At 69.2% G+C, this 22,067-nt stretch carries 18 protein-coding genes; 4 read left to right on the forward strand and 14 right to left on the reverse strand.

Annotated elements, in window-relative coordinates:
* Positions 1-15: 15 nt before the first annotated feature.
* The 10 genes from GGQ91_RS17375 to GGQ91_RS17420 form a co-directional block, all read right to left on the reverse strand.
* Positions 16-744 (reverse strand): response regulator transcription factor, encoded by a 729-nt coding sequence (locus GGQ91_RS17375; protein WP_043356449.1) that lies wholly within the window; start codon positions 742-744, stop codon positions 16-18.
* On the reverse strand, positions 741-3,458 hold the full coding sequence (locus GGQ91_RS17380) for a sensor histidine kinase (protein ID WP_053608971.1): 2,718 nt from the start codon (positions 3,456-3,458) through the stop codon (positions 741-743). Before GGQ91_RS17380 ends, GGQ91_RS17375 begins: the two co-directional genes overlap by 4 nt.
* A gap of 156 nt (positions 3,459-3,614) precedes the next feature.
* On the reverse strand, positions 3,615-4,220 hold the full coding sequence (locus tag GGQ91_RS17385; RefSeq protein ID WP_182592508.1) for a K(+)-transporting ATPase subunit C: 606 nt from the start codon (positions 4,218-4,220) through the stop codon (positions 3,615-3,617).
* A 22-nt stretch (positions 4,221-4,242) separates the two neighbouring features.
* Positions 4,243-6,333, reverse strand: a complete 2,091-nt coding sequence (gene kdpB / locus GGQ91_RS17390) for a potassium-transporting ATPase subunit KdpB (RefSeq protein ID WP_043755116.1) — start codon at positions 6,331-6,333, stop codon at positions 4,243-4,245.
* A gap of 56 nt (positions 6,334-6,389) precedes the next feature.
* The gene (locus tag GGQ91_RS17395) at positions 6,390-6,587 is read right to left on the reverse strand and encodes a hypothetical protein (RefSeq protein WP_075381560.1); all 198 of its coding nucleotides are present in this window, start codon (positions 6,585-6,587) and stop codon (positions 6,390-6,392) included.
* Position 6,588: 1 nt separating this feature from the next.
* Positions 6,589-8,304, reverse strand: coding sequence for a potassium-transporting ATPase subunit KdpA (gene kdpA / locus GGQ91_RS17400; protein ID WP_182592509.1), 1,716 nt, complete (start codon positions 8,302-8,304; stop codon positions 6,589-6,591).
* A gap of 22 nt (positions 8,305-8,326) precedes the next feature.
* Positions 8,327-8,416: a K(+)-transporting ATPase subunit F gene (locus GGQ91_RS17405; protein ID WP_020091582.1), complete on the reverse strand. Its 90-nt coding sequence runs from the start codon at positions 8,414-8,416 to the stop codon at positions 8,327-8,329.
* 11 nt (positions 8,417-8,427) lie between these two features.
* A complete protein-coding gene (locus GGQ91_RS17410; protein WP_158498429.1) occupies positions 8,428-8,574 on the reverse strand; it encodes a hypothetical protein in 147 nt (48 codons plus the stop codon).
* A gap of 363 nt (positions 8,575-8,937) precedes the next feature.
* The gene (locus GGQ91_RS17415) at positions 8,938-9,078 is read right to left on the reverse strand and encodes a hypothetical protein (protein ID WP_164706328.1); all 141 of its coding nucleotides are present in this window, start codon (positions 9,076-9,078) and stop codon (positions 8,938-8,940) included.
* 405 nt (positions 9,079-9,483) lie between these two features.
* Positions 9,484-9,693 carry a hypothetical protein gene (locus GGQ91_RS17420; protein ID WP_043755118.1) on the reverse strand — a complete coding sequence of 70 codons (210 nt, stop codon included), beginning with the start codon at positions 9,691-9,693 and terminating at the stop codon, positions 9,484-9,486.
* A gap of 326 nt (positions 9,694-10,019) precedes the next feature.
* Between GGQ91_RS17420 and GGQ91_RS17425 the strand changes: the two genes are divergently transcribed.
* From GGQ91_RS17425 to GGQ91_RS17440, 4 genes are all read left to right on the forward strand, one after another.
* Positions 10,020-12,944, forward strand: a complete 2,925-nt coding sequence (locus GGQ91_RS17425; RefSeq protein ID WP_182592510.1) for a response regulator — start codon at positions 10,020-10,022, stop codon at positions 12,942-12,944.
* A gap of 49 nt (positions 12,945-12,993) precedes the next feature.
* Positions 12,994-13,353, forward strand: a complete 360-nt coding sequence (locus tag GGQ91_RS17430) for a response regulator (RefSeq protein WP_053608966.1) — start codon at positions 12,994-12,996, stop codon at positions 13,351-13,353.
* A gap of 46 nt (positions 13,354-13,399) precedes the next feature.
* The gene (locus tag GGQ91_RS28530) at positions 13,400-14,455 is read left to right on the forward strand and encodes an adenylate/guanylate cyclase domain-containing protein (protein ID WP_043755123.1); all 1,056 of its coding nucleotides are present in this window, start codon (positions 13,400-13,402) and stop codon (positions 14,453-14,455) included.
* Between the two features lie 245 nt (positions 14,456-14,700).
* Positions 14,701-15,087 carry a DUF1203 domain-containing protein gene (locus tag GGQ91_RS17440; protein ID WP_279897522.1) on the forward strand — a complete coding sequence of 129 codons (387 nt, stop codon included), beginning with the start codon at positions 14,701-14,703 and terminating at the stop codon, positions 15,085-15,087.
* 75 nt (positions 15,088-15,162) lie between these two features.
* On the opposite strand, the gene GGQ91_RS17445 is transcribed toward GGQ91_RS17440, so the two are convergent.
* The 4 genes from GGQ91_RS17445 to GGQ91_RS17460 all read right to left on the reverse strand — a co-directional run bounded on the left by GGQ91_RS17445 (position 15,163) and on the right by GGQ91_RS17460 (position 21,718).
* Positions 15,163-18,024 carry an EAL domain-containing protein gene (locus GGQ91_RS17445; RefSeq protein ID WP_182592511.1) on the reverse strand — a complete coding sequence of 954 codons (2,862 nt, stop codon included), beginning with the start codon at positions 18,022-18,024 and terminating at the stop codon, positions 15,163-15,165.
* Positions 18,021-18,830, reverse strand: coding sequence for a PstS family phosphate ABC transporter substrate-binding protein (locus GGQ91_RS17450; protein WP_182592512.1), 810 nt, complete (start codon positions 18,828-18,830; stop codon positions 18,021-18,023). The genes GGQ91_RS17445 and GGQ91_RS17450 overlap by 4 nt, the downstream gene beginning before the upstream one ends.
* 75 nt (positions 18,831-18,905) lie before the next feature.
* The gene (locus tag GGQ91_RS17455) at positions 18,906-19,943 is read right to left on the reverse strand and encodes a 2Fe-2S iron-sulfur cluster-binding protein (RefSeq protein WP_182592513.1); all 1,038 of its coding nucleotides are present in this window, start codon (positions 19,941-19,943) and stop codon (positions 18,906-18,908) included.
* A 14-nt stretch (positions 19,944-19,957) separates the two neighbouring features.
* Entirely contained in the window at positions 19,958-21,718 is a 1,761-nt protein-coding gene (locus GGQ91_RS17460) for an ethylbenzene dehydrogenase-related protein (protein WP_182592514.1), read from the reverse strand.
* Between the last annotated feature and the right edge of the window lie 349 nt (positions 21,719-22,067).

Raw genomic sequence — 22,067 nt, forward strand, 5'->3', positions numbered from 1 at the left:
GGGCTATCCTCGAGATCAGTGGGTCGCGGCGCCGTCGGCGGCGCGGGGATGCGGGACCGGCTCGTCGTCGGGCGCGCGCAGGCGGTAGCCGACGCCGGTCTCGGTCAGCAGGAGGCGCGGCCGTTCGGGATCGGCCTCCAGCTTTTGGCGAAGCTGGCGCACGTAGACGCGCAGATATTGCGGATCGGACGAGGACGGGACCGAGCGCATGAGCTGCGCGTGGGTCAGCACCTTGCCGGCATGCAGCACCAGGACGCGCAGGAAATCGTATTCCCGCGGGGTCAGCTTCACCTCGGCCTCGTCGACTTTCACGATCCGGCGGACGAGATCGACCGATAGGTTGTCGACGCGGAAGATCGGCCGCTCGCCCCGCGCGGCGAGCTGGTGGCGCATGGCGGCCCGCAGGCGGGCCAGCAGCTCCGCCATGCCGAAGGGCTTGGTCACGTAATCGTTGGCGCCGAGATCCAGCGCCTCGACCTTGCCGCCCTCGTCGTCGCGGCTCGACAGCACCACCACGGGCAGATCGGGATGGCTCGCCCGGACCGCCCGCAACAGATCGTGGCCGCGCATGTCGGGCAGGCCGAGGTCGAGGATCACGAGGTCCACCCCCTCGCGCCCGAGCAGCGCCAGGGCAGTCCGGGCGTCGGGCGCCTCCAGGACGGCGTAGCCCTGCGTGGCGAGGCCCATGCGCAGGAGCTTGCGGATCGGCGGCTCGTCGTCGACCACCAGGACCGTGGGGCTCATGCGGCGATGTCCTTGGGCGCAGTTCGGGCGGGCACGGGAAGGCTGATGGTGAAGCAGGCCCCGCTCCGGTCCCGGCGATTTCCGGCCGTGACCGTGCCGCCCATCGCCTCGACGAAGCCCCGGGAAATGGCGAGCCCCAGCCCGGTGCCGGCCCTGACCCGATCCCCCTTCCGGACGCGGTAGAACTTGTCGAACACCCGCTCGACATCCGCCTCGGGCAGGCCGTCCCCTTCGTCCAGCACGGCGATCCGGACCCGGTCGCCGGCGCGGCGGACCTGCAGGGTGACGGTCGAGCCCTCGGGCGCGTATTTGGCGGCGTTGTCCAGGAGATTGACCAGAACCTGTTCGAACAGGACGGGGTCGAGCGCCAGGGCCGGCAGGTCGGGCTCCACCTCCACGGCGACGCGATGCGCGGCGAGGATCTTCTGGGTGCGGCGCAGGGCCGTGTCGACGGTCTCGGCCACGTCCTGCGCCGAGAGGTTCGGTGCCACCGCGCCCGCCTCCAGCCGAGTCATGTCGAGGAGGTTTGCGATGAAGCGATTGAGCCGCTCCGATTCCTCGATGATCGTCGCCAGCAGCTCCGCCTTCGCGTCTGCCGGAAGCGCGGATTCGAGGTCGCGCAGCGTGCTGGCCGCGCCGAGCACCGACGCGAGGGGCGTGCGCAGGTCGTGGCTGATCGAGGTGAGCAGCGCCTGGCGCAGGCGGTCGGTCTCGGCGGCGCGCTCAGCCCGGTCGAGATCCTCCACGAGCCGGACCCGCTCGATGGCGAGGGCGCCCATGTCGGCCAGGGCGTCGAGGAGGCGGCGGCCCTCCGGCGACAGGATCGGTCCGGTGCCGTCGGTATCGAGGCCGATCACCCCGATCGTGCCGCGCCCGGTCCGCATCGGCAGAAACAGCCGCTTGGCCCCCGGCAGCGTGTCGGCCCCGCGGCCCGCCGGCCGGTCGTTGTCGAAGGCCCATTGCGCCGCCGCCAGATCGGCCTCGTCCAGCATGTCCTCGGGCGGGTAGCCGGCCCGGACCGTGACGGCCTGACCGTCGGGCAGCAGCAGGACGACGCGGACCTTCAGCATCGCGGCGACCTGGGCGCAGGTGGCCCAGAGCACGTCGTCCAGGGTGCCGCAGGCGGCGAGCTTCCGCGAGAAGCCGAACAGCCGCTCGGTGGCCCGGGCGCGACCCTGGCTGACCACCGCCACGCGGCGGGCGCGGGACGCGAGGTTCGAGACCAGCACCGCCACCAGGGTGAAGAGCAGGAAGGCCGCGACGTTGGTCGGGTCGGCGATGGTGAGCGTGTAGACCGGCGGCAGGAAGAAGAAGTTGTAGGCGAGCGAGGCCGCCACCACCGCGGCGAGCGCCGGCCCGAGCCCCCAGCGCACCGCCACCGCGACGATGGCGGTAAGAAGGAAGAGGTCGGCGTTCTCGACGCCGGCATAGGGCTGAGCGAGGATGGCGGCGCCGAGTCCCGCGGCGACGGCCGACAGCGCGACCGCGTAGGGCCGCGCCTCGAAGCCCGACCGCGACGGGGCGACCGCGACGGGGCGGCGCGGCTGCGTCGTGTCCGGAACGGCCTCGCCGGGGACCACGTGCACGCTGATGGCGCCGCTGCCCCGCACGAGATCGTGCACCACGGAGCCGTTGAGCAGCTCGAACAGCCATGACCGGTTCGCCTTGCCGACCACGATGTGATTGACGTTGGCGGACCGGGCGTAGTCGAGCACGTCGTCGGCGATCCGGCGGCCGCCCGGGAGGGTGACGGCATCGCCGCCGAGCCGGTCGGCGATCCGCAACGCTTCGGCGATCCGGTCGCGCTCGGCCTCGCTCAAGGTCGCCGCGCGGGCCCCCTCGATCGAGAGCGCCGTCCAGGGCGCATGCAGGCGGTCGGCGAGGCGCTTGGCGTAGCGCACGAGGCCTGCGGAGCGGGGGTCCTCGTTCACGCAGACCAGCACGCGCTCGCCCGCCGCCCAGGGGCCGGCGATGGCGTTGGCCCGCATGTGGCCGAGCAGCTCGTCGTCCACCCGGTCGGCGGTGCGCCGCAGCGCCAGCTCGCGGAGCGCCGTCAGGTTGCCGCGGGAGAAGTAGTGCTTCAGGGCCCGCTCGGCGTGGGTCGGGACGTAGACGTTGCCGTCCTTCAGGCGCTGGATGAGGTCGTCGGGGTTGAGGTCCACCACCTCGATGTCGTCGGCGCGGTCGAGAACGCCGTCCGGCACCGTCTCGCGCACCCGGATACGGGTGATCGAGGCGACCACATCGTTGAGGCTCTCGACGTGCTGGATGTTGAGCGTCGTCAGAACGTCGATGCCGGCATCGAGAAGCTCCTCGACATCCTGGTACCGTTTCGGGTGGCGCGAGCCCGGGGCATTGGTGTGGGCCAGCTCGTCGACCAGCGCCAGCGCCGGCCGGCGGGCGAGGAGGGCGTCGAGGTCCATCTCCTGAAGGACGGTGCCGTGATACGGCACCGACCGGCGGGGGATCGTCTCGAAGCCGTCGAGCAGGGCCTCGGTCTCGGCCCGGCCGTGCGTCTCGACCACGCCGATCACGACGTCGATCCCAGCCTTCAGCCGGGCCCGGCCGATGGTCAGCATCTCGTAGGTCTTGCCGACCCCCGGGGCGGCCCCGAGAAACACCTTGAGGCGCCCGCGCGTCCGCTCCTCCCGGCGCGCCGCTTCGAGCAGGGCGTCGGGCGAGGGGCGGGTCGGGTCGCGGGTGGTCTCGGGCATGAACCTCGTCTCAGGATCAGTCTGTCTCGGGCCATCCGGCCCTCGCCCTCAGCCGGTGGCCTCGCGGTGCTCCGGCCGGTTGCGCGATCCCCGGCCATCCCCTTCGGGGCCGCTGACGCGGCTTTTCAGGATGCGGGCGGGGATCGGACGTGTCCATCACCGACGGGCGAGATCGTCGACGGCGAGGTTCAGCGCCAGGACGTTGACGCGCGGCTCACCCAGGATGCCCAGGGTGCGGCCCTCGATCCGGGCGGTCACGAGGTCGCGCAGCTTGTCCTCCGGAATGTTGCGGGCCTTGGCGACGCGGGAAACCTGGAAGTAGGCGGCCTCGGGCGAGATGTCCGGATCGAGGCCGGAGCCGCTTGTCGTCACGAGATCGACGGGCACCGGGGCGCTCGGATTCTCGGCCTTCAGCGCGTCGACATCGGTCTTCACCCGCTCCGACAGCGCCGCGCTGGTCGGGCCGAGATTCGAGCCCGAGGAATTGGCCGCGTTGTAGGGCGCCGGCACCGTCTTGGAGGCGTCGGCGGGGTCCGGCGCCGTCGTCGCGGAGGGCCGGCCGTGGAAGTAGCCGGCGCCGGTGAAGGCCTGGCCGATCAGGCTGGATCCGATGACGGTGCCGTCGCGCTCGATCAGGCTGCCGGCGGCCTTGGCGGGGAAGATGGCGCCGGCGAGGCCGGTCATCGCGAGGGGGTAGGCGAGGCCGGTGATCGCGGTCAGCGCGGTGAGCAGGACCAGGGCGGGGCGAAGCTGTTTCAGCATGGCGGGTCTCCGATGGACCGGTTCAGACGAGGTGGAGGGCGCTGACGGCGAGGTCGATGGCCTTGATGCCGACGAAGGGCACGAGGACGCCGCCGAGCCCGTAGATCAGGAGGTTCCGGCGCAGCAGAGCGGCCGCGCCGACGGCCCGGTAGGTGACGCCGCGCAGGGCCAGCGGGATCAGCGCCACGATGATCAGCGCGTTGAAGATGATCGCCGACAGGATCGCGCTCTGCGGCGAGGCGAGGCCCATGATGTTGAGCGCCTGGAGCTGCGGATAGAGGCCCAGGAACATCGCCGGGATGATGGCGAAGTACTTGGCGACGTCGTTGGCGATCGAGAAGGTCGTCAGCGCGCCGCGGGTCATCAGCAATTGCTTGCCGATGCCGACGATCTCGATAAGCTTGGTCGGGTCGCTGTCGAGATCGACCATGTTGCCGGCCTCGCGGGCCGCCACGGTCCCGGTGTTCATCGCGACGCCGACATCGGCCTGGGCGAGGGCGGGGGCGTCGTTGGTGCCGTCGCCGCACATGGCGACGAGCTTGCCGTCCGCCTGCTCCTTGCGGATCAGCGCGAGCTTGTCCTCCGGGGTGGCCTGGGCGAGGAAATCGTCGACGCCGGCCTCCGCCGCGATGGCAGCCGCAGTCATCGGGTTGTCGCCGGTGATCATCACCGTGCGGATGCCCATCTGGCGCAGCTCCGCGAAGCGCTCGCGAATGCCGCCCTTCACAATGTCCTTCAGGTAGACGACGCCGAGCAGCCGCCCGTCCTGCGCGACCGCGAGGGGCGTGCCGCCGGCCTTGGCGATCTCCTCCGCGATGGCGCGGATCTCCTTGACGGCGCCCGTCTCCGGAGCCGGCTGGAAGGCGAGGGCGGCGTTCGAGCCCCGGCTCGCCACGGGCTGGCCGGACAGGGACGCGATCACGGCGTCGACCGCGCCCTTGCGGATCGAGGCGCTCTCCAGATCGACGCCCGACATGCGCGACTGTGCGGTGAACGGCACGAAGGTGGCGTTGAGACCCGCCATGTCGCGGGCGCGGATGCCGTACTTCTCCTTGGCCAGCACGACGATCGAGCGGCCCTCCGGCGTCTCGTCCGCCAGGGAGGCGAGCTGCGCCGCGTCGGCGAGCTCCTGCGCGCTCACGCCGGAGACCGGGCGGAACTCGGTGGCCTGCCGGTTGCCGAGCGTGATCGTGCCGGTCTTGTCGAGGAGCAGGGTGTCGACGTCGCCCGCCGCCTCGACGGCGCGGCCCGACATGGCGAGCACGTTGAAGCGCACCAGCCGGTCCATGCCGGCGATGCCGATCGCCGAGAGCAGCGCGCCGATCGTCGTGGGGATCAGCGTGACGAACAGGGCTACGAGGACGATCACGGGGATCGAACCGCCCGCGTAGCTCGCGAAGCTCGGGATCGAGGCCACCGCGAAGACGAACACGATGGTGAGCCCGGCGAGCAGGATGTTCAGGGCGATCTCGTTCGGCGTCTTCTGCCGCGAGGCGCCCTCCACCAGGGCGATCATCCGGTCGACGAAGGTCGAGCCGGCCGCCGCGGTGATGCGGACCTTGATCTCGTCCGAGAGAACCTGCGTGCCGCCGGTCACCGCTGAGCGGTCGCCGCCGGATTCGCGGATCACAGGGGCGGATTCGCCCGTGATGGCGGCCTCGTTCACGGAGGCCACGCCCTCGATCACCTCGCCGTCGGAGGGGATCAGGTCGCCGGCCTCGACCAGGACGACGTCGCCGACCTTGAGGGCGGTGCCCGGCACCGTCTCGTAGGCCCGGCCCGCGCCCTTGAGGCGCTTGGCCGTCATCTCGGTGCGGGTGCGCCGCAGGCTGTCGGCCTGGGCCTTGCCGCGCCCCTCCGCGAGGGCCTCGGCGAAGTTGGCGAAGATCAGGGTGAACCACAGCCAGAGGATGATCTGGCCGGAGAAGGCCAGGTCGTTGCCGCCGGTGACGAGGTCGCGGGCGAACAGGACCGTGGTGAGCGCCGCCACGACCTCGACCACGAACATGACCGGGTTGCGGATCATGGCGCGGGGATCGAGCTTCCTGACGGAGCCGATGAGGGCCGGCCCGATCAGGGCGGCACTGAACAGGGATGATGTCTGACGCGACATGGAAGATGTCCGGAAGGGGTGGGGAGCCCGGCGCGGCGCGCCGGGCGCTTTTGGGATCAGAGGGCCAGCCTGCCGGCCGTCAGTGCGTAGGCGGCCAGGAGGGCGAAGCCGCCGAGCAGGACGACGCCGAGGAGCGCCAGGACGAGGTCCGACGTCCGCAGGGGCGGGGCACCGGCGCGATCGCGCCGGTGGGGCTGCCGGTGCAGCACGAGGTGGTGGCGCGCGACGCGCCGGGCGGGGAGGGTGCGCGGCATCTCAGCCCCCCGTCGCGAAGGTCTGGCCGGCCGCGCCCGCGAGGTGCTCGACCACGGGGCCCAACGCCAGGGATGGGAAGAAGGTCAGGCCGCCGATGATGAGGATCACGCCGACCAGCAGCCCGACGAACAGGCCGCCATGGGTCGGGAACGTGCCCGCCGAGGCCGGGACCGTCTTCTTGGCGGCAAGCGAGCCCGCGATGGCCAGGACCGGGATCTTCACGAAGAACCGGCCGACCAGCATGCCTATGGCCAGGGTGCTGTTGTAGAACAGCGTGTTGGCCGTCAGCCCGCCGAAGGCCGAGCCGTTGTTGGCCGCCGCCGACGTGTAGGCGTAGAGGATCTCCGAGAAGCCGTGCGGGCCGGCATTGGCCGGGCCGGCGAGGCCCGCCGGCACCACCGTCGCCAGGGCGGTGAAGCCCAGCATCATCAGCGGCAGGCAGAGGATGCCGAGCATGGCCATCTTCACCTCCTTCGCCTCGATCTTCTTGCCGAGGTATTCGGGGGTGCGGCCGACCATCAGGCCCGCCACGAAGATCGCTACGATCACGAAGATCAGCATGCCGTAGAGGCCGGCGCCGACGCCGCCGATGATGATCTCGCCGAGCTGCATGTTGAGCAGCGGGATCAGGCCGCCGAGCGCCGTGAACGAGTCGTGCATGGCGTTGACGGCGCCGCAGGAGGCCGCCGTAGTGATCACCGCGAACAGCGCCGAGGCGGCGATGCCGAAGCGGGTCTCCTTGCCCTCCATGTTGCCGCCGGTCAGCCCGAAGCTGTTGAGCACCGAGCTGCCGTGGGCCTCGGCCCAGTAGGTGACGAGGACGCCCGCGAGGAACAGGATCCCCATGGCGCCGAGGATCGCCCAGCCCTGGCGCTCGTCGCCGACCATGCGGCCGAAGACGTTGGTCAGCGCGGCGCCGATCACGAAGATCGAGACCATCTGGACGAAGTTCGACAGGGCGGTGGGGTTCTCGAACGGGTGCGCGGCGTTGGCGTTGAAGAAGCCGCCGCCATTGGTCCCGAGCATCTTGATCGCCACCTGGCTCGCCACCGGTCCGAGTGCGAGGGTCTGGTGCGCGCCCTCCAGGGTCGTGGCATGGACGTAGGCGCCGAGCGTCTGCGGCATGCCCTGCCAGACGAGGAACAGCGTGTAGGGCACGCAGATCGGCAGCAGCACGTAGAGGGTGGCGCGGGTCACATCGACCCAGAACGAGCCGATCGTGCCCGACGAGGCGCGGGCGAACCCGCGGATCAGCGCCACCGCCACCGCGATGCCGGTCGCTGCCGACAGGAAGTTCTGGTGCGTCAGCCCCAGCATCTGGGAGAGGTACGAGAGCGTGGTCTCGCCGCCGTAGGACTGCCAGTTGGTGTTGGTGATGAAGCTGGTCGACGTGTTGAACGCGAGATCCGGCGCCACCGCGGTCTGATCGGCCGGATTGAGCGGCAGCACCGCCTGCAGCCGCAGGATCGCGTACAGCACCGCGAAGCCCAGCACGTGGAACAGGATGACCGCGCCCGTATAGGCCAGCCAGTGCTGCTCCTGGCGGGCATCGATGCCGGACACGCGGTAGAGCCCGCGCTCGACGGGGCCGAGCACGGGTGAGAGGAGGGTGCGCTCTCCGGTGAAGACCCGGGTCATGTACGATCCGAGGGGCTTCACGAGCGCCAGAACGACCGCGCAGTAGAGCGCGATCTGGATCCAGCCGTTGAGGTTCATGGGGGAGATCCGTCAGGGCCGCTCAGAACCGCTCGGGGCGGACGAGGGCATAGGTGAGGTAGACGAGGAGGCCGGCGGTCACGCAGGCGCCGAGGGCGAGATCGAGGGTCATGGCGGACTCTCTCAGAGCCGATCGCAGGCGGCCGCGTAGCCGGCCGCGGCGGCGAAGAAGGCGAGCGCTCCGGCGAGGAAGACGATGTCGAGCATGGGGGTCAGGTCCGGTTCGGCGGACCGGCCGCGGAGGTTCCGCACCCGGCCTTGGCCGACCATCAGTGTCGCCTCGAACCGCGTTAGGGTTCGAGCGAGGACCGGGGCGGAACTTATAAGGGTCGCGTTAGGATCGTGCGCGTCCGACGAAGCTCGCACGCAACGCGCCGCAGGCTGTCGGCATCGTCAGCCGCGCGGCGCCGGGGCAGAGCGCACGCCACAGCGCCCGATCCAGCCGGATCACGCCCGCGGCCTCGCCGCGAATGCCGCCATAGATCAACCCACAAGCGTGGCAGCGCCCGGCGACGGGCACGATGGGGCAGGCGCAGGGCGCGGCCAAGCCAATCTGCGGCGACCGCCCGGGTGCGGGACAGTACGGCGCTCCGGAGGGCCGGTCGTCCAAATCGAGCGCCGTAACCGAGGCGCTCATCGAGCGGTGAAGGGTTCGGGGATGTTCAGAGCCAGCAGCAGGACCGAGATGGCCGACCAAGCGCCGAGCGTGACGATCATCAGCGCGAAGACGCGGTCGGCCCGACATTCGGCGAGGATATGGCGGAGGATCTGCATGGGGGAGCTCCATCCGGGCATGTGCCCGGTGGCGCGATCACGTCCCCGTCGGCCGTGAGGATCCAAGACGGCTGCAGAGCATCCGGCGTAGGGATGTCATCAGGATCGCGAGCGACTGCGAGGTCAGGCGTCCCGTCGTCGGCGGCCGTGGTCTGCGGCTGTGCCGCCGGCGCCGTGGCAAGACCGAGGAAGCTCGGATCGAGTTCGTGCAGGAAGCAGGGCGGCGAGCTGTACGGGCCGACTTCCAGGTCGGCGCATGCGGAAGACGTAACCGTCGGCCCCTGCGGCCGGGATGCGTCTGAAGCCATGATTCGGCCCTTCCCGGTGCGGCTCGTCCGCGCCCGCGGCCGGACATCCGCATCGAAGCGGACGCCGACCTCTGCATCGTCCGTCTCGCGACCGGCCCTATGCCGGTTCGGTCTCGGGCTGCTCGGTCGAACTGAACACGACGTCGCCGGTCCGCTCGCAGATCACGCTCACCGACGTCGCACCCTTCTCCCGATGCTGGATGGGCAGTTGCGCCAGCGCGTAGGCCGTCGCCGCCTCAAGGTCGCACGGCCAAAGCTTGGTAAAGCTCTCGCGCTTTCCCTTACGAAAAGTGATCTTGTAGGCCATTATTTCCTCCGTTTTCACGGAAGATACACTGTACCTGACGCGACGCGACGCCTCGCCCAGACATGGCACCGATGCGTCCGGGGCGGGCACGGATGATCGGCGGCCGTGACGGACCGGCTGAAATCGACGGTCTGTTACGAGCGGCCATACCTGTGGGCACATCGTTCACCGCAACGCGACAGCAGTTCTGACGCCGCTTGATCCGACAATTGGACCATGTAACGGTATCGAATAATGAATAGCCAGGCTTCGGACAACGCGTGTGTCCGGCCTCACGCGGCAAGCCGCGGCGCCCTCGAAGCGTCGTCGTCAGGGTGGTCCGAGCCATGTCTCACACGCCGGCCGGGTCCCCGTTCGAGACGTCTCCGGATGCGGTGGGGGCCGCGATCCGGACCGCCGGATCGCCCGAGGACGGCGTCGCCAGGCACAAGCTCATCGAGGCCATCGAGAGCAGCTCGGAGGGGTTCGCGCTGTTCGATTCGGACGACCGCCTCGTCTTCTGCAATTGGCACTTCCACGATTTCCATCCCGGCCTGTCGGCGATCATCGTCCCGGGCGTGACGTTCGCGGCCATCGCCCGAGCCGTCGCCGAGACCTGCATCGTGCGCGCGGACGGGACGACGGTCGAGGCATGGCTGGCGGAGCGGATCGCCCGTTATCGCGCACCGCGCGGGCCGCTCCTCCAGCAGCGCGTCGACGGCCGCTGGGTCCAGGTCAGCGAGCGCAAGATCAACGACGGCGGCGTCGTTGCCGTCTATACCGACGTGACCGAGATCAAGCGTGCCGAGCAGGCGCTCCGGGCGACGCAGGGCCGGCTGACCTACCTGCTGACCGCGTCCCCGTCGATGATCTGCAGTTTCGAGGTGGGCGGCCGCAACGCGCCGACCTTCATCAGTGAGAATGTACGCGATCTCCTCGGCTACGAGCCCGGCGATTATCTGGCCGGACCGGAATTCTGGCTGGAGCGGCTGCACCCCGAAGACCGGGAGCGCGTCCTCGCCGAATTCCCGCATCTGCTCGATCAGGGTCACAACGTCATCGAATACCGGTTCCTGCATGCGAACGGCACCTATCGCTGGGTCCGGGACGAGCAGCGCCTCCTGCGCGATCCAAACGGTCGGCCCGTCGAGGTGGTCGAGTCGTGGAGCGACATCACGGAGCGCAAGGAAGCCGAGCTGGCGCTTCGGAAGCAGACCGCCTTTGTCGAGCTGCTCCAGGCGGCGGCCGCAGCCGCCAACGAGGCGCCGACGGTGGCGGAGGCCCTGCGCTTCTGTCTGGAACGCGTCGCGCACCATGCCGGCTGGCCCCTCGGCCACGCCTACACCCGCGCCGATGACGGAAGCCGGGCCCTCCTGCCGACGGGGATCTGGCATTGCGACACGCCAGAAGGGTTCGCCCGGTTGCGCGCGGCGACGGCCGGGACGCCGCTCGGTCCGGGAACGGGCCTCGCCGGTCGCGTCTTGCTCTCCGGGGCTCCCGAATGGACCCTCGGCGATCCGACGCTGGCCGGAGACCCCCGCGCCCCGGCGGCCGCGCAGGACGGGATCCGGGCGGGCTTCGGCTTTCCCGTGACAGTCGGGCGCGAGGTGGTGGCGGTGCTGGAATTCTTCGCCCGCGATGCATCGCCGCCGGACGCGTCGCTGCTGCGGGTGATGAGCAATATCGGCGCGCAGCTGGGGCGGGTGATCGAGCGCAAGCAGGCCGAGGAACGTCTGCGGCAGGCCAAGGAGGCGGCCGAGGAAGCCAGCCGCGCCAAGAGCAGCTTCCTGGCCAATATGAGCCACGAATTGCGCACGCCGCTCAATGCGATCATCGGCTTCACCCGGCTGGTGATGCGCCGGGCGAAGGACGCCCTGCCGGTGAAGCAGTTCGAGAATCTCGAGAAGATCCTGGCGAGTTCAGAGCACCTTCTCTCGCTGATCAACAGCATCCTCGATCTCGCCAAGGTCGAAGCGGGACGGATGGAGGTGAAACCGTCCGACTTCACGCTGGAGCCGGTCCTCGACCTCTGCCTCAGGACGGTCGAGCCCCTCGTCAAGAACGAGGGCGTGCAGCTCGTTCGGGATGTCCGGGATACGCCCGCGACCCTCCGGACCGACGAGGAGAAGCTGCGGCAGATCCTCATCAACCTGCTCAGCAACGCCATCAAGTTCACCGAGGCCGGATCGGTGACGCTGCGCGTCCGTCCGGTTGGCGAGAGTGTCGAATTCGCCGTGATCGACACCGGCATCGGCATTCCCGCCGACGCGCTGAATGCGATCTTCGAGGAGTTCCATCAGGTCGACAACAGCGCCACGCGCTCCCACAGCGGCACAGGCCTCGGTCTGGCGATCAGCCACCGGCTCGCCCGGCTGCTCGGCGGAAAGATCGGCGTCGAGAGCCGGGAAGGGGCGGGGTCGACCTTCACCCTCAGCATCCCGATGCGGATCGCCGGCGCCGCCGAGGGACCGCCGAGTCCGAGGCCGGCGCTCCCGGTAACGCCGGTGTCCCGGTCGGGCGCCAAGCTCGTGCTCGCGATCGACGACGATCCCAACGTCGTCTACCTGCTGCAGGAGAACCTCGCCGATGCCGGCTACACGGTCATCGGCGCGTCGAGCGGCCAGGACGGGTTGCTCAAGGCGCGGGAGCTGCAACCGCGCGCCATCACCCTCGACATCATGATGCCCGGCACCGACGGCTGGCAGGTGCTGCACGCGCTGAAGACCGATCCGCTGACGCGGGACATCCCGGTCGTGCTGATCTCGATCGTCGACCAGAAGGAGCTGGGCTTCCGCCTCGGAGCGACCGACTACATCGTGAAGCCGTTCGAGCGGGAAGCCCTGATCGGCGCCCTCGCGCGGATCGCCCCCGACAATGAGCGCATCCTCGTGATCGACGACGATCCCAACGTTCCCGACCTCGTGCGCCAGCTGCTCAACGCGGAGCAATGCACCGTCGATTGGGTAGCGGACGGGGCGGCCGGCCTGGAGCGTATCACTCAGGCCCGCCCGAGCGTCATCCTGCTCGACCTGCTGATGCCGCGGATGGACGGCCTCGCCTTCCTGGACGCCCTCCAGGCCGATCCGGTCGGCCGGACGATCCCCGTCGTGGTCCTGACGGCCGCATCCCTGGATACGGCCGAGCGCGACATGCTGCGGGAGCGGGTGCTCGGGCTGATCGACAAGAGCGGTCTCGACCGCGCCGCCCTGGTCCGCGAGGTGCGGCGCGTGCTGCCGATCCTGGAGCTCGAGGCGGCCGACGGTGACCGATGAGCCGTCGGCTACGCCCTGCGCGCCGGTCCGCTCCCTCGGGGATCAACGCATGAAGCGAATACTTATCGTCGAGGATGTCGAACTCAATCGTGATCTGCTGACTCAGTTGCTCGAGGACACGTACGAGCTTGTCATCGCGGTCGACGGCGCTGCCGGGGTCGAGATGGCGATCGCCCACCGGCCCGACATCATCCTCATGGATCTGTCGCTGCCGCTCGTCGACGGCTGGGAGGCGACACGCCGCATCAAGGCCAACACGTCCACCGCCGCCATCCCCGTGGTGGCGATCACCGCCAACGCGATGACGGGCGACGAGGATCGGGCGCGAGCGGCCGGCTGCGACGACTTCATGACCAAGCCCGTCGACGAAGACCTGTTGTTCGCCAAGTTGCGGCACTGGCTCGATTGAGCTCGGCCGATCCGGCCGCAGTCTCGCGCCGGAGGGAGAAGAACCTGTGGAGCCAGCCCGCATCCTCATCGTCGACGATGAGCCCTTCAACCTCGACCTGCTGGAACAGGAACTGGAAATCCTGGGCCACACGAGCGTCCGTGCGGCCAACGGACGAGCCGCCCTCGACCGACTGAGCGAGGAGCCGTTCGACCTCGTCCTCCTCGACGTGATGATGCCGGCTCTCGACGGCTATGCCGTGCTCGAACGGATGAAGGCCCACGAGGCATGGCGCCACACGCCGGTGGTGATGATCTCCGCGCTGATGGAGATCGGCAGCATCGTCCGATGCATCGAACTCGGCGCCTTCGACTACCTCCCGAAGCCCTTCGAGCCGGTGATCCTGGAAGCTCGCATCCGCTCGTGCCTGGAGCGGAAGCGCGCCCATGATCGCGAGATTGCACACCTGCGAACGATCGAGCGTGAGCGCAAGCGGGCCGACGAACTGCTTCATGCCATCCTGCCGGTCTCGGCCGTGTCGGAACTGATGGAGACCGGACAGGTCAAGCCGCGCCTGTTCGGCGACGTCGCCGTCCTGTTCGTCGACCTCGTCGGTTTCACGACCTGGTGCCATGGTCAGACACCGGACGTCGTCGTCGCGGAGATCCAGCGCCTGGCCGAAGCGTTCGAGGTCGTCGCGCAGGCGCGGGGTCTCGAGAACATCAAGACCATCGGCGATGCCTTCATGGCAACGGCGAACCTGCTGCGGGAACATGCCGATCCGGTCACGGCCGCGATCCGATGTGCCGCCGACATGGTGGCGGTCGCGGCGGCCGGAGAGCCCGGCTGGCGGATCCGCGGTGGACTCCATATCGGGCCGGTGGTCGGTGGGATCGTGGGCCGGACGAAGTTCACGTTCGATCTCTGGGGCGACACGGTCAACGTCGCGGCGCGCCTGTCGGGCCTCGGCGAGGGAACCGCGCTGCATCTGTCGCACGCGGCGTTTCTGCGCCTGCCCGACCGGCGGAGCGTCCGGCCGATCGGCGCGGTGACGCTCAAGGGCAAGGGCGCGGTCGAAGTCTATCGCCACGCGCTCGACGCGGGCGATCCGGATCCCGCCTGAAGCGCGTGCGGCTGCGCGCGTCGCCGTCTCGCGCACGGGCCTTCACGGATCGTCCCCACGGGACCTGCTCGGCGGACCTGATTGCGCAGCAAGAAGCGGGATGCAGCACCTCTGCGACGCGCCGTACAGCGGGTCGCGGAGGAAGAGAGATGACGAGATTTCGATGTGTTCCGATCGAGACGGCGACGGCGGACCGCTTCCGTCGCACGGGCTTCGATGACCGGGGCAACCCGATCCGGCGGATCATGGCGACGGCGAGCGGACAATTTCCCTGCCGACATTGTCTCAAACTTGCAAAAGCCGGTGAGAGCATGCTGCTGGGATCCTACGATCTCCGGCAGCCGCTCGGCATCTACTGGACCCCGAGTCCGATCTTCCTGCACGAGAGGGAGTGCCCGTATACGGAGACGGTCGACGCGGTCGCGCCCATCGTTCATGCGAATCCGCTGGTCTCCGTTCGGGCCTACGACGCCGATCACCTCTGTCTCTACGACCTCGGAAGGGTCTGCCCAGGCGGCGATGTCGCGGAGCCGCTTCGACGCGCCCTCGACGACTCGCGGACGCTCTTCGTCAACATCCACACCGCCCGGCCCGGCTGTCTGCTGTCGCGGGTGGAACGGGTGACGGACTGAGCCGGAGCGGGCCATATCGCCCCGTTGCGCGCGCGAACCGCTTGAGCGCTGAGGGCCGTCAGACACAGGGCGCCTTCAGGCCGCGGCGTTCAACGCGTTCTGCGTGTTGATGAAGTCGGGTACGTCGGCCGCCGGGATCGGCCGGCTCAGCAGATAGCCCTGAACCTCCGAGAATCCGCTCGCCCGCAGCCGGGCAAGCTGTTCCGGCGTCTCGACGCCCTCGGCCGTCGTGGTGATCTTCAGGCTGCGACCGAGTTCGGCAACGACGTGGACGATGGCAGCCGCCTCGTCCTTCTCCAAGAGATTCCGGACGAACGACTGATCCAGCTTGATCTTGTCGAAGCGGAAGGTGTTCAGCGAGCTCAGGGATGAGTAGCCGGTCCCGAAATCGTCCATCGAGAATCGCACGCCCAGGCGACGCAGGCGGGTCAGCATATCGAAGCTCGCCTGATCCTGGCTCAGGATCACGGATTCGGTGATCTCGAGTTCGAGCCGCTGGCTCGGCAGTCGGGTCGTGCGCAGGACCTCCTCGACGAACCGGTCGAGATTGCCTTCGCGGAACTGGATCGGCGAGATGTTGACGGCGACACGCTGCTTGCCCGGCCAACCCATCGCGTCCGCGCAGGCCTTTTGCAGGACGTAAGCGCCGAGGGCGTCGATCAGCCCGGTCGCCTCGGCGACCGGAATGAACTCCCCGGGCGAGATCATGCCCCGCTCCGGGTGATGCCAGCGGGCCAGAGCCTCGAAACTGGTCACCGCGTTCGTCGCCAGATCGAACAGCGGCTGATAATGCAGCGCGATCTGGTCGGTCCCGATCGCCAGCCGCAACTCCCGTTCGAGCCAGCGTCGCTGATTCTGGCGTTCCTCCATTTCCGGCTCGAAGACGCGGACGCGCCGGCCACCGTCGGCCTTGGCGGCATAGAGGGCAACGTCGGCGCGACGCAGGAGATCGTCGCCGTCGGCATCGTCCGCCGCGGAGACCGCGAGCCCGAGACTCGCATCGACGGACACGAACTGTCCGGCGAGGATGAACGGCCGCCTGAGCTGGGTGAGGACCTCATCCGCCAGCGCGAGAACGCCGGCCGGTAAATCCGCCTCCGAGAGGACCATGGCGAATTCGTCACCGCCGAGCCGCGCAACGGTGCCGCCGGGCGGGCAGAGCACGGTCAGGCGTCGACCGACCTGCCGGAGCAACTCGTCGCCTGCCGGGTGGCCCAGGGTGTCGTTGATCCCCTTGAAGTCGTCGAGGTCGAGGCAGATCACGGTCACCGCCCGGCCGTCATGCGCATGGCCTGCCAAGGCCGCGGCCAAGCGATCCGCAAGCAGGGCCCGGTTGGAGAGACCGGTCAGGGCGTCGTGGGTCGCGAGATGGGCGATCCGGGCTTGGGCCGTCACGCTCGCGGTGACGTCCTCATGCGTTTCCACCCAGCCGCCATCCGCCATGGGCTCGACGGTGATCTCGACGCATCGCTCGTCCGCGAGCGTCCTGGTCAGAGACCGCCGGTGCGGGCGGCTCTCCGGACCCGACCAATCCGCAAGACCGGCCAGCTGGCGGACATCCGCATGCGTCGGTTCGGCTTCGAGCGCACCCGGAGCGATACTGTAGATCCGGCAGAACTGCGCGTTGAACACCTTGAGGCGACCATGGGCGCCGAACATGCACAGGCCCTGGGACATGTTGTTCAGGGCCGCATCGAATCGCTCGTTCTGCTCCTGCAGCTGCCGCTCGCGCTCCGTCAGGATCGTGTTCTGCCGGAAGACGTCGTCGCGCAGCTGATCCCGCTCCGACAGGGAATGTTCGAGCACGACGACGGCGCGGGCGATGTCGCCGACCTCGTCCGCGCGGTCGATATCGGGCACGCTGACGTGCCAGTTCCCGCGCGCCACCTCGGACACCGTCTGCGTGATGCGCACCAGCGGACGGGTGATCCGGCTGGACAGGATGAGCAGGACCAGGGCGACAAGGCATAGGGTCAGGCCCGCGACGACGCTGAGCGTCCTGAGGAGCGAGCGGGAACTCTCCTCGCCGATGCCGACGACCTTTCCGGTGAGCTGCTGCAACTCACGCAGCGGCGCCGCGACGCAGAGACGGAGATCCGGAGGCTGAGGAAGGCAGCGCGCGACCTTCTCGGCTCCGACGACGGCGTGCAGATCCGCGCCCGAGATGTCGCCGAGCCGCGCGGCGGCGACGTCGGCACCGGCCGAGGAGAGGAGGCTTTGCCCCGACAGGATCAGCACGTCGCGTCCGCTCAGCGATGCGAAGGCGGTCAGGGTCGGCTCGTGCGGTCGCAGGACGCGATAACCGACCAGTCCGCCGATCACGTCGCCGAACTCGTCGAACAGCGGCTGGCCGAAGACATCGGCGACCGCACCGGACTCTTCGGCAGCGAGCGCCTTCGCGAGGCCGTCGTCCCAGCGCAGGGACAGCACAAACCCGTTCGCGTGCTCCCGGTCGTTCCCGGCGATCACGGCGCGCAACGCGGTGGCGACGGACGTCGTCCCGAAGGCCGCATTGGCGGCGAGGAGATCCGCATCGACGCGGTCGGCGGTGAGGGCGCGCAGGTTGACGTCGAAGGCGATCGCCCCGTCGACATCCGCCAGGGCGAGGGCGGGCCGCATGAGCTCCGACGCCGCCACCGTGTTGCCGGAGAACACAGCCTTCACCACATCCCAGCGCTTTGCCATGGTGGCGAAGCGGCGCTCGACATCCTCGCGCTGCATCGCGAGCCGGGCCGCGGCGAGCTTGGCATCGCTCAGGAGGCGATCGGAGAGCTGGGTTTCGGACCAGGTCGTGACTTCCTGCGCCTGTTCCCGCAACGTCTGCTCGGAGCGGAGAACCACGAGGAAAACGAGAGCCGCGAGTGCGATCGCGGCCGTCGAGAGCGTCGCACCGACGAGGCGTGCGCGCAGGGATCGCGAGAAGACGGTGCCCGTCACGGCTTGAGCGGGGCGCCGCCCCGCTCCGCCATCAGCTGCCCGGCGCGATCCGACGTTGCGAAGGCGAGGAACGCCGACGCCTCCGCGTCTTTCGTGGCGGTCTTGTAGATGAGCGCCAGGGTCACCGCGCTGGGATAGCCCGGGTCACGCGGCGCCCTGCCGTCGATCGACAGGACCGTGAAATCGCTTGCCAGACCCGGAGAGAAAGGGCCGAATCCGATGGCGCCGGGCGTATCCCGGACGGTCGCGATCGCGTCCTGCGTGGTGGTCGCGGTCTTCGAGCGGCTGGTCAGGACGAGATCACGCCAGCCCGGCATGGTCGCCCGGAGCACCGACAGCGTGCTGTCGGTCTCCTCGCGGCGGACCACCCGGATCTTCAGATCGGGCCCGCCGAGGGCACTCCAGTTGTCGATCCCGCCCGAGAAGACCGCGGCCACCTGTGCGCTCGTCAACGTCGCCACGCCGACACCGCGATGAACGAAGATCGCCGTCGGAATTCGGATGAGCGGCACCTCCACGAGGCCCTGCGCCTTCTCCGTCTCGGTGAGCGGACGCGCGACCCGCCCGAGCTTCTGGCGCTCACCGCCCACGCTCGCCACGGCCCCTCCGGAACCAATGCTCGGGGGAACCGAGACCCGGGCTTGGCCATGCTCCGCATTGTAGGAATCGGCGACGGCCTGGAGCATCTCGATCCCGTCGCCCGTACCCACGATCGGGAGATCCTCCGCCCGGACGCCGGTCGACGCGCTCAGAAGGAGAATGGCGAGCGCCGTAGCGCTTCGAACGTTCGCGAATATGGGGCCCATTGCCGCAGAATGCGTCTCGAATGCTTAACCTCGAGTCACCAACTAGGTTGCTTTGAAGATGTGGTTGACGATCCGCTAGGCGACCGGATCCGTTTTAGCGGTCCGATTACCTGCCACGCGCTGGAGAAAACGCTGGAGGAAGTTCGTGTCGGACGGCGGGCTCCGGTCCGGCTTGTGTGTCGCGGCGTAGAACGGATCAGCGTAGCAGGTCGCACCGGTCGCGGCCGCCAGGAACTGCACCGCCGCGACCATCTCGGGGGCGCCGGCGGCCAGAACCGTGTCGTCCCGTGTGAGCCTCGGCAGATGGAGGGTCGGCCGCCCGGCTCGGGCGTCGGAGGGTGGGTTGCGACCGCTGCACGTCAAGATCGTCGCCGCCCCCCGGTCGCGCAGCCATTCCAGGGCCGGACGCATGTAGAGATTCTGCGGCTCGCGCGTGCCGGCCACGACGAGCAGGTCGCGCTCCGGCTCACGCAGGCGGCTCGCTCGGGCGACGGCCCAGGCGGGCGCAAAGCCGACGCCGGACGAAACGACGACGAGACGGCCGCGCCCCAACCTGTGAAACGCGGTTCCGAACGGACCCTCGACCTTCACGGCGGTTCCCGGTCCGATCCGTCCGCCGAGCTGCGGCGACACCACGCCGTCGGGCTGCCGGCGGATCTGGAAGATCAATTCGTTCAGCTCGCCGGATCCGTCCACGCGGAGGGTCGGGCTGTAGTCGCGGGCGGGCAGGCCGGCGAAGGAGACGCGAAGGTACTGTCCCGGGAGATAGATCAGCCGCTTGCGCAACGCGACCGTGACCTCGACGATCTCGGCAGTGAGCTCGACCACGCTGTCCACGATGCCGGCCCGCCGCACGACGTCGGGAACCTCGTCGAACTCGATGGCGATGTCCGCGGTCAGGCGCGCCCGGCACGCCAGGACGGTGTCGCCGATGCGGGTCCCGGCATCGTCCACCGAGCCGGAATGGATCCGGACCCGGCAGGTGTCGCACTGGCCGGTGGCGCAATCGTGCGGGATCGCTTGGCCGGATGCCAGACCCGCGTCGAGGAGGGTCTGTCCGGCGCCGGCGCTGATGGGCCGGCCATTGACGACGAGGGAGACGCGATCGGTCATGCTGCGATCCCGCGTCAGCGCAGCAGGACTTCGACCGGCCGCATGTGCCGCGTGTGGCGGGTCTGCGTGTGATCGAAGGCCGAGACGTAGAGGAAGAACTTGCTGCCGGGCAGGAAATCGACGTCGTACTTGCTGCCGGTCGCGATCTTGCGCGAGGCCACCAGGGTCCAATGGTCGTCAGCCCAGTCGGCCGCCGCCGAGATTCCGGCCCGATCGCCCGAATAGCCGTCTGTCATGAGTACACCCGGCATGACGGTCCCGACCGGTATCTCTGCGTCGCCGGCCGCCGAGTAGGCAACCGTCTCGGTCTTCTCGACCATCCACCAAGCCGAACCCGGCGCGGTACTGGCATCGAGGCCTAGATCGATGGTCCCGAGCCTGGCCACGGTGGCCCGCCAGTCCTTGGGCAGCCGCAGCGGCTCGACGGCGCCTTCGTAGCCACCGGGGCCCTCGAAGCGGAAATTGTAGCGGTACGTGCTTGTGCCGGGATCGCCCCAATAGCCCGCCTGGTAGCGGCCCTTCACAGCCCGCTCCGCGGCGGTCGGCTCGGTGGGCGGCCCGATATGCATGTCCTCGACGACGCCCAGCATGCCGCCCCGGGCCGCCTTCCACTGCCACATGTCGATGTAGCTGCCGTCGGTGGTGTAGTGGTAGCCGCGGCCGTTCAGAGGCGCGGGGGCGTCCGGCAGGGGGCGGGCACCGAGATGGGTCGAGCCGCCGCTGCCGAAGGCATCGGAGCGCGAGAAGATCACGGCGAGCTTGTCTTCGTAGTATCCGGTCACGTCCGCCTTGGCGGCGTCCGCGTCGAGGAGATGCCAGCCGTCGGCCTTCTTGATCATCGGGACGCGCTTCAGCGAGCGGGAGGGGTCCCACCACCGAAAAGCGAAGTAGACGTTCGCCCCGTCGCGCACCGCGCGGATCTCCACGGTGGTCTCGCCGGTGCCGCCGAAATTGGCGCCTTGCATCGTCCGGACCGAAACCGGTCGGGCGGTGCGCCAGACGGGATCGTCGAGGAGCTTCGACAGGTCGGGCCCGACCGGAACCTTGTCGACCACGAGGGTGGAGCGACCCGTCAGATCTGCCCAGGCCAGCAAACCCACCACGGGCAGGCCGACGATTGCGGCCGCCAGCAAGGGCCGACGGCGGCGGGTCGCCCCGTCCGCCAGGGGCGCGGGGCGGAAGAGCCGCAGGAGCTGCCACAGCCCGCCATACATGAAATGCGCGAGGGTGTGGATGGCGATGTAGGCCAGCGCGCCCAGGGCGCAGGTGGCGTGCAGCCAGACGACCCAGCCGCCATAGCCGAGATAGAGCGCGATGCCGGTGCCGGTCAGGACGAGGGTGACGGCATAGATCAGCCAGTGCAGGGCGACGTTGACGCCACCCCACCGCGCCTTCCGCGCCGCCTTGCTCCGGCCGCTGACGCGGAGCGCGCGGAGCCGGGACAGGCCATTGCGATCCGTGAGACGTCCGCGCACAAGGTAGACGAGATAGGCTGTGATCCCGAAGAACAGGGTGAGACCAGCCACGAAGTGCACGGTCCAGACTTCGCCCTGCGGCAGAAACGGGGCCAGGAATTTCGCAGTGCGCGCCACAGGAGCGTCGGCCGAGATGCGCAGGCCCGTGAGCAGGCTCGCAACCATCGCGCCGGCGACGATCCAATGGATGACGATCGTGCCGGTATCGGAGCGGGGATGCCGGTCGAGGCGCACGCCCGGTTCGGACGGTGCCGCGGCGCCACGAGGCGGATGGGGCGCGAGGGTCAGCGGTTCCGACATTCGATCCTCCGCTCAATCGGCGCAATTTATCCGACCTGCGTTAGGACTTTGTAAATCATAGACCACACCCGGCGATATGGCCGAGCTTTCAAATCCGAGATTCCTCGCGGATATGCTTAACGGCGCCGTCCTGAGCGATCGACCGAATCCCCCGTGGCGAAACGGTCCGGCCATCGTGGTTCGGCGACCGATCGCATCGGCTGCGCCATCGTTTCCATTCGGGGTCCGCTGATGCCCGCGGGCAATGGCCGGCGGATCCATGTCGCATCCTGCCGGCCTGCTCCGTCCGGCTGGTAGGGCGGGCCGGCCATCGAGCGAGATCGGCACGGCATTCGGTCCAATGCACGCT

The organism is Methylobacterium fujisawaense (genome assembly GCF_014138435.1).
GTDB classification, from domain to species: domain Bacteria; phylum Pseudomonadota; class Alphaproteobacteria; order Rhizobiales; family Beijerinckiaceae; genus Methylobacterium; species Methylobacterium fujisawaense.